Raw genomic sequence first — 14135 nt, 5'->3', positions numbered from 1 at the left:
GAGTAGCCCGTCTACTCGCTTTTACCATCAGCGCTTATTCAAGATTTTCTATTTGAACTTGTTTCGACGAGTTCCCTCTATTCAAACCCTTATCGAGAAGTAATCACTATGGATCGTAAATATCTAGCAAATGCAATTCGTGCGCTAAGCATGGATGGTGTTCAACAAGCTAACTCTGGTCACCCAGGTGCACCTATGGGCATGGCTGATATCGCTGAAGTTCTTTGGCGCTCTCACCTAAACCACAACCCATCAAACCCAGAGTGGGCCGACCGCGACCGCTTCGTACTGTCTAACGGCCACGGCTCAATGCTAATTTACTCTCTACTGCACTTGAGCGGTTACGAGCTATCTATCGATGATCTGAAGAACTTCCGTCAGCTTCACTCTAAGACTCCAGGTCACCCAGAGTACGGCTACGCGCCTGGTATCGAGACAACAACGGGTCCTCTAGGTCAAGGCATCACGAATGCGGTTGGTATGGCTCTAGCTGAGAAAGCGCTAGCAGCACAGTTCAACAAAGAAGGCCACGACATCGTTGACCACTTCACTTACGTGTTCATGGGCGACGGCTGTCTGATGGAAGGCATCTCGCACGAGGCATGTTCTCTAGCTGGTACACTAGGTCTAGGCAAACTGATCGCATTCTGGGATGACAACGGCATCTCAATCGATGGTCACGTTGAAGGTTGGTTCTCTGACGACACGCCTAAGCGTTTTGAAGCTTACGGCTGGCACGTAATCCCAGCAGTAGACGGTCACGACTCTGAAGCGATCAACGCAGCAATCGAAGCGGCGAAAGCGGATCCTCGCCCTACACTTATCTGTACTAAGACAATCATCGGTTTTGGTTCACCAAACAAGTCTGGTTCACACGATTGTCACGGTGCACCACTAGGTGCTGAAGAAATCGCAGCAACACGCAAAGAACTAGGTTGGGAGCACGGTCCTTTTGAAATTCCGCAAGAAGTCTACGCAGAATGGTCAGCGAAAGAAACAGGCGCAGCTAAGGAAGCAGCGTGGAACGAGAAATTTGCAGCTTATGAAGCAGCGTACCCTGAGCTGGCAGCTGAATTTAAACGCCGCGTAAACGGTGAGCTTCCTGCACAGTGGGAAGAGAAAGCAAGCCAAATCATTGCCGATCTTCAAGCAAACCCAGCAAACATTGCATCACGTAAAGCATCTCAAAACGCTCTAGAAGCATTTGGTACTCTACTACCTGAGTTCATGGGCGGCTCTGCTGACCTAGCGCCTTCTAACTTAACCATGTGGTCTGGTTCTAAGTCGCTTGAAGCGAACGACTTCTCGGGTAACTACGTGCATTACGGCGTACGTGAGTTCGGTATGACGGCTATCATGAACGGTATTGCGCTACACGGTGGTTTCGTTCCTTACGGCGCGACATTCCTAATGTTCATGGAATATGCTCGTAACGCAATGCGTATGGCGGCTCTGATGAAGATTCAGAACATCCAAGTATACACGCACGATTCTATCGGTCTTGGCGAAGATGGCCCAACTCACCAACCGGTTGAGCAAATGGCATCGCTACGTCTAACGCCAAACATGAGCACATGGCGTCCATGTGACCAAGTTGAATCAGCAGTGGCTTGGAAACTAGCGATTGAACGTAAAGATGCACCAACTGCGCTTATCTTCTCTCGTCAAAACCTAGCGCAACAAGAGCGTGATGCTGAGCAAGTTGCGGACATCGCGAAAGGTGGTTACATCCTGAAAGATTGCGAAGGCAAGCCAGAGCTAATCCTTATCGCAACAGGTTCAGAAGTTGAGCTAGCAGTAGAAGCAGCAGCACAGCTAACTGCTGAAGGTAAGAAAGTACGCGTTGTTTCAATGCCATCAACAGATGCATTCGACAAACAAGACGCCGCTTACCGTGAAGCCGTTCTACCATCAGACGTAACAGCTCGTATCGCTATCGAAGCAGGTATTGCTGACTTCTGGTACAAGTACGTAGGCTTCGACGGTCGCATCATCGGTATGACTTCATTCGGTGAATCTGCACCTGCTGGTGAACTGTTCAAAATGTTCGGTTTCACTACTGAAAACGTAGTAAATACAGCAAAAGAACTACTAGCGTAATTGCAGTAAAAAGATAATCAGTTTTCTCTATTGCGAATGTGAAAACTGAAAAGCCCCGCCAGCAATGGCGGGGCTTTCTTTTATCTGGCCCCTATTTGTATAAACACAGCCAGAAAGTGAACACAACGACTTTCGTTACGGCTATTTGTCTTCAAATCGAAGCGCGAGCTGATAGAAATCTTGTACTTGCTCTTTCAACTGACGGCTGTTTTGCTCTACGGAGTGCGTTGCTGCCAAGTTTTGCTCTGCCGTAGAAGCAATAGAGTGAATATGCTGATTTACATCGCTGGATAGCTTCAGCTGGTTGTTCGCCGCTTCCGCCACATCGACCATCAACCCACTCATGCTTTGCATCATCTGTTCAACCTCAGACAAGCGAAGCGCGCTTTGTTCTGCAACCTGAGAACATGTATCCGTTTGCTCTTTGTTTGCCAGAATGTCTTTTTGCCAACTTTGTATCGTCGCCAACATAGCAGAGATAGACGCTTGGATTTGTTCAGTTGCATTGGATGTGCGCCCAGAGAGCGCACGCACCTCATCGGCAACAACAGCAAAACCACGACCTTGCTCACCCGCCCTCGCCGCTTCAATTGCCGCGTTAAGTGCCAGTAAATTGGTTTGTTCTGCGATCCCACCAATCTCTTCCATCAAATGATTCACTTTCTGCGCCTGATCACTCAGCTGATACGTCGTTTCCGTCGCTTTTTCAGCTTGAAGGCTCAACTGCGTTAGATTGGTGTGCGTTTGATCTATGGTTTCCTTCGCCATCAAGCATGACTTCAAGGTGTCATCAATTAGCATATGGGCATCATTGGTGCTAGAAGAGACTGAATTCGCCGAAGACTCCACCTCTTGAGTCGCATCACGTACGTGATGAATATCGGTGTTTTGCTGATTTAATGCAGCCGAAACTTCTGCTGTGGTTTGGCTCAATTCTTCAGCACAATGCTGCAACGGCAGTGCGGAGTCAGTCATTCTTCCCAACACGGTTCGAATTCTTGCGGACAGCATTTTGATATGGAAATCGGCAATCGAAAATGCCGTATTACCGGAATAGATCAAGCGACTCACGCTGTCGTATTGCTTTTGTAACTTTTTCAGTTGTTGAGGCGTATCAATTAATTCTTGGCGGAATAACAACGCTAGAACACTCGCAGGTAGTGCACTTGCAAGCCAAGCTAATGGACCTTCAATAGACAATGCATATGCGGCTGCAGGTGCGGTCAATGCGCCAAGTAGAATCGCATAGCGAATGGTTTCATTGATTTTCAACGACCAAGTACGACCTGATTTCTCGGCGGCGCGCATACTCTTGTAGGCTTTCGTGGCTATATCAACCCACTCTCGCTTTGGCTTCACGCGCACAGATTGATAACCAACAACGTGGTTATTTTCATAAATAGGGGTGACATAGGCATCAACCCAATAGTAACCGCCTGACTTAGTGGCATTCTTAACCATGCCGCGCCAGGCTTTGCCTTGCTTAAGACGAGCCCACATATCGCCGAAAGCGGCTTTAGGCATGTCATTGTGGCGAACGATATTGTGGTTCTGACCGACGAGTTCTTCGTGAGTGTACTCAGCAACACGGCAAAAGGCTTCGTTACAATACGTAATAACACCTTGTAGGTTCGTTGTTGAGACGAGTTCCTCAGACTCCCTCACGAGAGTTTCTTGAGCTTTATGAGAAATATTGGCTGACATAAACGAAACTTCTGTAGTTTTCATTGATTTTCGGCAAGATATATACAGGATTTTTATTTTTATTACAAAAAGTTAGATAAAAAGTCTTATCAAGTCGACATTTTTAGTGTGGGAATTCACATTATCAATAAAAACATAAAGAAGAAGTTGTGGAGTTGAGCTAATAAACAAAGCCCGACACGTTATGCCGGGCCATGTATAGAAGATTTAATCAAGCAGTTTGGGATTCCGTTTCTTTGTTCGTTTTCAAAGCAAACATCACGATGACGATTAACACAAAAGGAAGAACGTACAAATTAAGGTTTTGCCAACCTACGGTGGATTCAAGCCAGCCAGATAGTAATGCAGTGATAGTGACACAACTGAACACGAAGAATTCATTGAATGCTTGAGCCTTGCTCCTGTTTTTCGCTTCATAGCTTTGACTAAATAACCCAGTTGCCGCGATAAACATAAAGTTCCAACCAACGCCTAACAGAACTAAAGCAAGACTAAAGTGCCAAATGGACACTCCGTGTATGTTAATTCCAATGCAAGCAACAAATAGCAATCCACCGGCTAAAATCATATTCTTCGCGCCAAGCCGCTCTATCAAGCGTCCCGTGACAAACGCCGGTGCAAACATGCCCAGCACATGCCATTCGATCACTCCTGCCGCTTTGTCAAAATCAAAGCCACAACCAATCATCGCCAGAGGCGTTGCTGTCATAAAAATGTTCATCACCGCATACGCAACCATTGCGGCGATAACCGCTAGCATGAAATTAGGTCGACGGATAATATGCCCCACTTTATCCGCTTTAGTATGTAGAACTTGCGTGTGTGCTGGTGGAAAACGAATCGTTTGCAGCACGATCAACGCAGTTATATAAAGTCCAATAAGCACGGCAAAAGCACTAATGTACAAACCATCATCTGACCATTGCTGTGAATACACCGCCAAATTAGGGCCAAGTATCGCCGCTAGTACCCCTCCCGCCATAGATATCGAAATCGCCCTGTGTCTTGCCGACTCTTCACACACTTCAATAGCAGCAAATCTGTATAGCGTTCCGAAGCCAATACCAACACCGAGCAAAAAGGTAGAAACACAGAACAGATAGAAGTTCTGTTGACTTAACGCATACGTCGCTAGGCTGGCACCCAAAATGCCAATAACATTACCGAGACTAAACCCAAGGCGACGTCCCAACTTGCCCATAATTAGTGACGCAGGGATCGTCGCAGCCATCAGTCCTAAAAATTGCAGCGCAACGGGCAACGTAATAAAACTTGATGACGGCGCAAGTGTTTTGCCAATAAGGGCAATAACAGATATGAGTAAAATATTCCCTGTCATTAATAGGGCTTGGCAAAGGGACAACAGCCATACATTACGATTCAATTCCAAATTCCTTTTGGTTACAGCGCATACAGATAACATATAGGAAAGCAGAAACAATAGAAAGAGATGCGAGTAATTCTCAATAAAAAAGAGCCAGAGGCACAATGCCTCTGGCTCTTTAAAAAAAGTTCTTTCTGTTGAGTTTATTTGTTACGGCGCGCTTTTACTGCATCTGAAAGCTGACGAAGTACGGTTTCCGTATCTTCCCAACCGATACATGCATCGGTAATCGACTGACCATAAGTGGCCGCTTTGCCATCCACTAAGTCTTGGCGACCTTCAACTAAATGAGACTCAATCATCACACCAAAAATTGCTTCTTCGCCACCAGCTATTTGCTCTGATACGTCATCAGACACCAACATTTGACGTTTGAACTGCTTCGAGCTGTTAGCGTGGCTAAAATCAATCATCACTTTTTTCGGTAGCCCAGCGCCATCTAACTCATCTTTAATTTGAGCAACATGCGCTGCACTGTAGTTTGGCTCTTTACCGCCACGGAGAATGATATGGCAATCAGGATTGCCAGCGGTTTCTACGATCGCAGAATGACCGTATTTTGTTACTGATAAGAAGTGGTGAGAAGCACTTGCAGAACGAATCGCATCGCTCGCGATCTTAATGTTCCCGTCTGTACCATTTTTAAACCCAACAGGACAAGAAAGACCAGAAGCAAGCTCACGGTGAACCTGAGATTCTGTCGTACGAGCACCTATAGCACCCCAACTGATCAGATCCGCCACGTACTGAGGCGTAATCATATCTAGGAACTCACTCGCGGTTGGCAAGCCCATATCGGTAAGATCAAGAAGAAGCTTACGTCCAATACGCAGACCATCATTCAGCTTGTAGGTATCATTTAGGTAAGGGTCGTTGATCAGACCTTTCCATCCTACCGTTGTACGCGGTTTCTCAAAATAAACTCGCATCACAACTTCTAGTTGTTCACCAAGTTCATCACGTAATACTTTTAGCTTTTTACCATATTCAACCGCAGCAGCAGGATCGTGAATGGAACACGGGCCAACAATTACAAGTAATCGGTCATCTTTTCCTTCAAGAATATTGTGAATGGCATTACGGCAATCAAAAGTGGTCGAAGAAGCGGTTTCAGTCGCTGGGAACTTCTCTAATACTGCTACAGGTGGCAATAACTCTTTTACTCTATTTATTCTTACATCATCAGTTTGAAACATTACTTCTACTTCCTGGTTTTTATTTCCGACCCAATTTTTTGCCAACTGAACTCATTGCAACATTGTTCACAAAGCGAGCAGCATCAAGGGCTCTGGTCATTTTCTGTCTAGCGTTTAAGTAACTTATCGGCTTAGGCGTAGACTTGCAATCAGTTTTTGCAAATAAATGCAAATAAAAACCACCTGTTAACTACCGCGCACAATGTAAAATAAACTTTACGAAAAAAGTTCAAAATAATCATCAATTTTCTTATGACCCCAAAAATCTTTACTACAATGTAAGAAATATCAGAAGTTTGTGAGGTGTTATTGGTTAGTAAATGTTGATCAAGTTCAAAGATATTGTTGCTTGATATGAAATGATTAGAATATTAAACTAATTTCTTATAAACGCTGGTTTTTTCTAATTTTTTGATAAAACGAAGTAGAAGTTAATATGCAATCAATACAAGGAAACATTATGAACAAAGTAGCAATTGCAGTAGCAGCAGTGGTAGCTGGTAGTAGCGCGCTTTTAAACTCTGCTCAAGCTGAAATGTATATCGGGGGCAAAGTAGGCATGACTACACTTGACGATGCTTGCTATCTAAATAGCCCTTGTGATGATGAAGCTTTTGGTGCTGGACTACATATCGGTTATGACTTCACCGATATCATCGGGCTAGAGTATGGTGTCGACTTCTTAGGCGATTACAAAGCTAACTTTAAGTCAGGGGCTAATACAGTTAATACGATCGACGGCAATTTAACGGCTTTAACTCTCGCACCTAAATTCAACTGGCACTTGAACGAATCTTGGAATTTATTCGCTAAGATCGGTGGTGCTTACATGATGTCTGATGACGAAAAAGATTTCGTTCCAACTGGCTCGCTAGGTGCTGAATACACTATCGACAGAAACTGGAGCGTACGCGCAGAATATCAACGCTATCAAGATCTGTCTGATGACGTATGGGACGACATGGACGCTAACTTCTTCGGTATCGGCTTTAACTACAAATTTGCGGCTGCGCCAGTGGTTGCGGCAGTTGTAACAGAAGAAGTGGTTGAGCCAGATCCAGAACCAGTGATGATGAGCAAAGTGCACAAAGAAGAGTACGGTACAGGTACGTTTGAATTCGACAGTGCTAAGCTAACAGACTCTGTTTCGGAGCGTCTAGACAACTTCGTATCATTCTTAAACGAATACCCTCAAGCTCAAGTAGAGATCACTGGCTACACGGATAGCTCTGGTCCTGCGACTTACAACCAAAAACTGTCTGAGCGTCGTGCTCAATCTGTTGCGGATTACCTAACTGCTGCTGGCATTGACTCAGATCGTTTAACTGTGAAAGGCATGGGTGAAGAAAACCCAGTTGCTGACAACAGCACTCGTGAAGGTCGTGAGAAAAACCGTCGCGTAGAGGTTGTGGTTCCTTCGTTTGAATACCAAGAGCTAGTTCAACCTGAATAAACATCTATGATACTTTATCTATGATGTTGTAAAAGTTAATGGGGTGCGTTTGCACCCCATTTTGATCTCGCTTTATCGCTCTTTTTACTATGGTTTTGGAAAAAAGATTAACTCGTTATCTTGCACCATAACACAATCCATACCCGCTGCATGCGCCGCTCGTTTACCTAGCTCGGTATCCTCGAATACAAGACATTGTGACGCTTCCAACCCAAGATGCTCGGCCGCCACCAAAAAGGTATCCGGAAAAGGCTTATGGTTCTCTACATCACTTGCTGTTACCACAACATCCAACTTGTCCAATAAACCGGAGTGGCTCAATAAGCGCATGGCACTTTCTCGTTGACTGCCAGTCCCGACCGCTATTTTCTTGTGGCCTAAATATTCTTCTAAGACGATATTAGTGCACGGAATAACGTCCCCGTGCAGCTCCATAGCAGCGAACGTTTCCATTTTAAATGTAGCGACGGTTTTAGGATCTAATGAAAGCTCATGCACACGGTTTAGCTCCTCAACAATTTTAAAGCTCGGCATGCCCCCTAAACTGTGAAACCACTCCTGACAAAACGGAAAATCAAAGCGATCGGCGGTTGCTTGCCAAGCCGCCAAATGGGCTGGCATGGTATCTATTAAAGTACCATCCATATCAAATATGAATCCCTCATAGGGCCTAAAATCAATCGTGCTCATGTCTTTTCTTCTATTTGTACATCTGTGATGTTAATTTATCAGCTCTTTCAATCGTCCTTACCGGCATTTACTTATCATGCTCAAAATTTCGAACTCCGTCACAATTCAAGAGTGGGAAATTCAATTATCCCCAATTAGAGCTCAAGGAAATGGTGGCCAGAACGTTAACAAGGTAGCGTCCGCTATACATTTACGCTTTGATATCCGACATTCCAGCTTACCTGACTTCTACAAAGAACGATTACTTGCTCTTTCTGACAGTCGTATAACTAAAGATGGCGTGATCATCATCAAAGCGCAACAATTTCGCACGCAAGAACAAAATAAGGAAGACGCCCTGAATCGGCTTCAAGCTTTAATTAAAGCTGCCGCCTTACAGGAGAAGAAGCGTATTAAAACGAAACCAACCCGCGCTTCTCAACGCCGAAGACTTGATACCAAGAACAAGCATGGAGCGAAAAAGCAGCAACGTAAGAAAGTGCTGTATTAATGCATGTCGTTTTCTCGACATGTTAGTTGAACAACGTTTGCTAGCCCTTGGGAAATCTCATTGGATTTCTCTTTTTAGTTACTTATTCAGGAAACAACAATATGACTATTAGGCAAAAACTCTACTTCCTCGGAGTTATCGCCATTTTAGGCATCGTGGCCCTTTTGGGTACGTCATCCCATTTCGCCAATAAGAGCAATGAACTTAACCACGCCATCAAACTCGTTGGCGATCTAGAAATACGTTTACTCAACTTACGCAGAAACGAGAAAGATTTCTTACTGCGTAGTAATGACAAATACCTAAACAAATTTGATGCGAATGTTGATAAGTTTCTAAATACAGAAAGAGAGCTTGCGAGCATACTCACGAGCAATGAATTACCTTCCAGTCAACGATTCAAACAAGACCTCCTTGCATACCAAAAGGGCTTTCAGAATCTGGTCAGTGCTTACCAACGCTACGGACTTGATGCAAAGAGTGGCCTTCTTGCTGCTTACGAGCAAGCACTGTTAGAAGCCAAGCAACGCTCCGACCACCAGCAATTGCTGGCGTTGGTTCGTTTTGACTCTGCGGTCAAATCAGGTCAATTCAATAGTGATTTGCTTGTTGGGCTATATGCTCCGGAGCTCACCAAAACAGGTAAGCTAGTAGCGACACAAAAACAAGTTGTAGGAGTCGCTTACGACCAAGGCCTACTTGGTGAAACTCGCGCATTATCTCATGCCGTAGAAGAACAATTTGAAACCTTTTCGACAGCCCTTAGCTCTGCTGCTGCAAAGCGTGATGAACAAATGTCGACCATCAAACAAGTCATTACTGCTCTGATCTTAGGTGTTATTTTCGCATTGATTTGGCAGATCTCTCGCTCAATCAATACACGAGTAAACAGCTTGCTTGGCACCATTCGAAACATTAGCGAAACAAACAACATGGGACTGCGCTCTGACTTGAAAGGCAAAGATGAGCTATTTGATATCAGCCACCACCTCAATGATCTGTTGGATAAGCTTGAGCAGTTAATTAGTGGCACCCAAGAAAAATCGGCGCAGTTAACAGCCAGTACCGATAATATGCATCGTGAGCTAGAAGGGGTTATGGAGCAGTTCCATACTCAAACGGACCACACTGCATCGATGGCTACTGCGGTTCAGCAAATGGTGGCAACGATAGGCGAAATATCGGAAAGCACGTCGGTTGCGGTAGAGGGTGTACATCAAGCCGCGAATAATGCCGAACAAGGCCGAAGTGTTGTTGAAACCACCGTAACCAACATTGGTCAATTGACCAGTATTTTATCGAACAGTCAGCAGTCGATTGGCTCGTTGAACCAACATGTAGATAAAATTGGTGGTGCGGTGAACATCATCCAAGAAATTGCGGAACAAACTAACTTACTGGCTCTCAATGCAGCAATTGAAGCCGCGCGAGCGGGCGAACAAGGTCGTGGCTTCGCCGTTGTTGCCGATGAAGTACGTGCCCTAGCTAGCCGAACTCATCAATCTACCGAGGAAATCACGCGAGTTGTTGTTGATATTCAAGCTCAAATGTCGACGGTCGTGGCGGATATTGATCAATGTAACGATCAAGGACAACAAACGCTTAATGCCTCTGAAAAACTTGATTCTAGCCTGCAGCAGATCATCACTGACATGCATGCAATTCAAGGCAATTCGGAGCGCATTGCTTCTGCGATTGAAGAGCAAGGTATCGTGATGAACCAAGTTAGTGGCTCAATCACCGAGCTTAACGCGATATCTGAAAACAACATGCAATCCGCTCAGGAATGCTTGCACGAAGTGAACTCTGTCTCCGCTCAAGCTCATGATATGGACGAAGCCGTTGCACAATTTAAAACCGCGCTAAAATAACCTTCCCTACAAATAAAAAGCCCGAGGCAATCATTGCTTCGGGCTTTTTTTTCGACTTTAACTTCGTGCTCTACTGTGCACAGCGGGTGTGATTACTCATCATCAAGAGGAACCAGCTTGGTGTTGCCACCATGAACTTTCTCACGCTGTCTTTGCACCAGAGCGTAGAAGCCTGGGATCAAGAATGTACCTGCTAGAAGCACACACAATAGACCACCAATCAGCGACACGCCGAGCGAGTTTTGGCTCACGTGCCCAGCACCTGCGGCGAAGATCAGCGGGAAGATACCCAGGATAAACGACCAAGATGTCATATTCACAGCGCGGAAACGTAACGTGCCTCCTTTAACCGCAGCACTATCGATATCAGCATCTTTTTCTTCACGTTCTTGCTTGGCGAACTCCACAATCAAAATTGCGTTTTTCGCCGCCAAGGCTATGAGCAAGACAAGGCCAATTTGCGCATACAAGTTAAGCGGTGTCCCAGTCAGATTCAACGCCAAGAAGGAGCCTAACGTTGCTACTGGCACCACCAAAATGATGGCTAATGGAATACTCCAGCTCTCATATTGTGCCACCATGAACAAGTAAATGAAGATCAAAGCCAGTGCAAACGCATAAATGGCTTGGTTACCCGCAAGTACTTCCTGGTAGGCCATACCTGTCCATTCATACGTGTATCCCTGTGGGAGAACTTCAGCAGCAACGCGTTCCATTGCAGCAATCGCATCACCACTAGAGTAACCCGGAGCTGGTTGGCCTTGAATGATAGCACTGCGGTACATGTTGTAACGCCATGCTACATCAGGCTCGAACACTTGCTCGTAGCTCACTAGCGTACTTAGCGGAACCATATCGCCGTTCGAAGAACGAACATGGAAACGCTCTAGATCTTCCATGCTGCTACGGTGCTGGCTATCAGCTTGCATGGTTACGCGGAAGTTCTTACCAAACATGGTGAAGTCATTCACATAAAGCGAACCTAAGTTGCCTTGCAAGGTTTGGAAAATAGACGACAGTGAAATACCCAACTGCTGTGCTTTCTCACGGTCGATATCAACGTAGTAGTGCGGGACATTCGCGCGGAACGTACTAAACGTGTAGGCAATTTCAGGGGCTTGGTTGGCCGCTTGGATCATTTCTCCCATGACCATCGACAAATCGGTACGGCTTCGCCCTAGCGTATCTTCAAGCACAAACTCAAAACCAGACGCAGCGCCCATACCAGGAACCGCCGGAGGTCCCATCGCAAACACAACCGCTTGAGGCAACTCTGTCGCCGCTCGACCGTTAATACGCGCCGCGATGGCATTGGCAGAGTGCTCCCCTTGCAACGAGTTACGAGTATCCCAGTCATGCAGTTTGATAAACACAGATGCACCGTTTGATGCTGCTGCGCCTGTCATAAACGAGTAACCGTTCGCAACCGTCACGCCATCCACACCAGGCTCTTCACCAATCATGTTCATTAAATCATTGGTGACTTCTTCAGTACGAGATAAAGAAGCTGAATCTGGTAGCTGAACGTTAACCAGCAAAATGCCTTTATCTTCTTGAGGAACAAACGCTGTTGAGGTGGTTTTCGCAAAGAAAGTGACCGCCGCGATAGCGACTATAAAGAACGTCACGAGCAGCAAAGATTTCTTCACCAAGAAACCAGCGACCTGACCATAACGCGTTGTGATACGCTCTAAGCCTCGGTTGAAAGCCTGGAACCAGTTAGCGGTGTTGCCCCCACCCTGCTTCAATACCAAAGAACAAAGTGCTGGAGACAGCGTCAATGCGTTGATGGATGAGATCACAACCGAAATACAGATGGTCAAAGCGAACTGGCGATACATGATACCGGTGATACCCGGCAGCATCGCGACTGGTATGAATACCGCAAGTAAAACCAAGGTCGACGTGATGATTGGGCCCGTTACTTCTTTCATCGCTAGCAATGTCGCTTTACGCGGTGAAATGGTTGGGTCTTTCGCCATGGTGGTATCGACGTTTTCGATAACCAGAATCGCATCGTCCACCACGATACCAATCGCGAGGATCAAGCCAAACAAAGTGACCGTATTGATGGTGAAGCCCGTCGCCTGCATGATGGCAAACGTACCAATCAGAGAAACGGGGATCGCAACAACAGGAATCAAAGTTGCGCGCGCACTCCCCAAAAACAAGTAAGTTACAGCAATCACCAATAGAATCGCTTCAATCAGTGTTTTGACTACCCCTTTGATCGATTCAGATACGAACACGGTTGTATCGTAGCTGGTCTCATACGCCATGCCCTCAGGGAAGTTTTTACTCAAGTCCTCAAGCAGCTCCATGACGGCCTGACCACTTTCTAACGCGTTCGCATCCGATTGAAGAGACAATGCAACAATTGACGCGTCCTGACCACGGAATTTACCGTTACCATCGTAGAACTTTTTACCTAGTTCGACACGAGCGACATCTTTCAGATAAACCGTGGAACCATTTGGATTAGCTCGAAGGACAACGTTCTCAAACTCGCTCACGCTTTCCAAGCGACCTTTGGTCACAAGGTTAAACTGAACTTCTTGAGGATTGTTGTATGGTGCTGCACCAACACGCCCTGCCGCAACTTGAACGTTTTGTTCAGCCAAAGCGGCGTATACGTCTGACGTGGTTAGCTTAAGGTTGGCCATTTTTTCCGGATCTAACCAAACACGCATTGCGTATTCGCCACCACCAATCACGTTAACTTCACTGATGCCTTTCGCACGAGCCAGCTGATCTTTTACATTCAAGTTAATGTAGTTAATCAAGAACTGATCGTCGTATTTGCCATCAGGCGAATAGAAGTTAAGGACCATCAGCAAGTCAGGTGAGCGTTTTTTCACCGTCACACCAACCATGCGCACTTCTTGAGGCAGTTTTGACTCGATCTGTGACACACGGTTTTGCACGTTTACTTGCGCCATGTCTGGATCGGTTCCGACATCGAACGTGACATTTAGGCTGTATGAGCCATCGTTCGCGCTCTTTGAAGACATGTAGATCATGTCCTCAACGCCATTGACCGACGTCTCTATGGGGTCCGCAATGGCCTGCTCGACAACTTCCGCACTCGCACCGGTGTAGTATGCCGAAACGCTGACTGATGGCGGACTTATCTGTGGGTACTCCGCCACTGGCAAAATCGCCAGTGAGATCGCGCCTGCTAGCGTTAATATGATCGAAATAACCAGCGCGAATTTGGGTCTCTGAATAAAGAAACGACTTAACATAG

The 14135-nt window shown here is 45.9% G+C and carries 9 protein-coding genes; 4 read left to right on the top strand and 5 right to left on the bottom strand.

Going from position 1 to position 14135, the window contains the following annotated elements; all coding sequences use genetic code 11:
- Positions 1 to 108: 108 nt before the first annotated feature.
- Positions 109 to 2100, top strand: a complete 1992-nt coding sequence (gene tkt, locus NB463_RS18770; RefSeq protein ID WP_258430585.1) for a transketolase — start codon at positions 109 to 111, stop codon at positions 2098 to 2100.
- A gap of 141 nt (positions 2101 to 2241) precedes the next feature.
- Here tkt and NB463_RS18765 read toward each other — a convergent pair whose 3' ends face one another.
- From NB463_RS18765 to aroG, 3 genes are all read right to left on the bottom strand, one after another.
- Positions 2242 to 3804: a methyl-accepting chemotaxis protein gene (locus tag NB463_RS18765; protein ID WP_258430600.1), complete on the bottom strand. Its 1563-nt coding sequence runs from the start codon at positions 3802 to 3804 to the stop codon at positions 2242 to 2244.
- Between the two features lie 211 nt (positions 3805 to 4015).
- Positions 4016 to 5188, bottom strand: a complete 1173-nt coding sequence (locus tag NB463_RS18760) for an MFS transporter (RefSeq protein ID WP_258430584.1) — start codon at positions 5186 to 5188, stop codon at positions 4016 to 4018.
- A 143-nt stretch (positions 5189 to 5331) separates the two neighbouring features.
- Complete coding sequence (gene aroG, locus NB463_RS18755; RefSeq protein WP_005396134.1) at positions 5332 to 6384, bottom strand: 3-deoxy-7-phosphoheptulonate synthase AroG; 1053 nt, start codon at positions 6382 to 6384, stop codon at positions 5332 to 5334.
- Between the two features lie 460 nt (positions 6385 to 6844).
- On the opposite strand from aroG, the gene NB463_RS18750 reads away from it, so the two are divergent.
- Complete coding sequence (locus NB463_RS18750) at positions 6845 to 7837, top strand: OmpA family protein (RefSeq protein WP_005396135.1); 993 nt, start codon at positions 6845 to 6847, stop codon at positions 7835 to 7837.
- A gap of 87 nt (positions 7838 to 7924) precedes the next feature.
- On the opposite strand, the gene NB463_RS18745 is transcribed toward NB463_RS18750, so the two are convergent.
- Positions 7925 to 8527 carry a beta-phosphoglucomutase family hydrolase gene (locus tag NB463_RS18745; protein WP_031780520.1) on the bottom strand — a complete coding sequence of 201 codons (603 nt, stop codon included), beginning with the start codon at positions 8525 to 8527 and terminating at the stop codon, positions 7925 to 7927.
- Positions 8528 to 8603: 76 nt separating this feature from the next.
- Here NB463_RS18745 and arfB point away from each other — a divergent pair, with 76 nt between their 5' ends.
- Positions 8604 to 9017, top strand: a complete 414-nt coding sequence (gene arfB / locus NB463_RS18740) for an alternative ribosome rescue aminoacyl-tRNA hydrolase ArfB (RefSeq protein ID WP_005396137.1) — start codon at positions 8604 to 8606, stop codon at positions 9015 to 9017.
- A 101-nt stretch (positions 9018 to 9118) separates the two neighbouring features.
- Complete coding sequence (locus NB463_RS18735) at positions 9119 to 10888, top strand: methyl-accepting chemotaxis protein (RefSeq protein ID WP_258431977.1); 1770 nt, start codon at positions 9119 to 9121, stop codon at positions 10886 to 10888.
- A 92-nt stretch (positions 10889 to 10980) separates the two neighbouring features.
- Here the strand turns inward: NB463_RS18735 and vmeZ are convergent, their stop codons facing one another.
- Positions 10981 to 14133: a multidrug efflux RND transporter permease subunit VmeZ gene (vmeZ, locus tag NB463_RS18730; protein ID WP_046875892.1), complete on the bottom strand. Its 3153-nt coding sequence runs from the start codon at positions 14131 to 14133 to the stop codon at positions 10981 to 10983.
- Between the last annotated feature and the right edge of the window lie 2 nt (positions 14134 to 14135).

It is taken from the genome of Vibrio sp. RM-41-2B (genome assembly GCF_024744415.1).
Lineage (GTDB): Bacteria > Pseudomonadota > Gammaproteobacteria > Enterobacterales > Vibrionaceae > Vibrio > Vibrio diabolicus.
Note: the sequence above shows the minus strand (reverse complement) of the source record. Positions and strands in the feature narration are given on the sequence as shown.

Bases quoted from the DNA above. Each gene is read 5' to 3' on its own strand.
- tkt (WP_258430585.1), top strand. From the start codon at position 109: ATGGATCGTAAATATCTAGCAAATGCAATTCGTGCGCTAAGCATGGAT.
- NB463_RS18765 (WP_258430600.1), bottom strand. From the start codon at position 3,804: ATGTCAGCCAATATTTCTCATAAAGCTCAAGAAACTCTCGTGAGGGAG.
- aroG (WP_005396134.1), bottom strand. From the start codon at position 6,384: ATGTTTCAAACTGATGATGTAAGAATAAATAGAGTAAAAGAGTTATTG.
- NB463_RS18750 (WP_005396135.1), top strand. From the start codon at position 6,845: ATGAACAAAGTAGCAATTGCAGTAGCAGCAGTGGTAGCTGGTAGTAGC.
- NB463_RS18745 (WP_031780520.1), bottom strand. From the start codon at position 8,527: ATGAGCACGATTGATTTTAGGCCCTATGAGGGATTCATATTTGATATG.
- arfB (WP_005396137.1), top strand. From the start codon at position 8,604: ATGCTCAAAATTTCGAACTCCGTCACAATTCAAGAGTGGGAAATTCAA.
- NB463_RS18735 (WP_258431977.1), top strand. From the start codon at position 9,119: ATGACTATTAGGCAAAAACTCTACTTCCTCGGAGTTATCGCCATTTTA.
- vmeZ (WP_046875892.1), bottom strand. From the start codon at position 14,133: ATGTTAAGTCGTTTCTTTATTCAGAGACCCAAATTCGCGCTGGTTATT.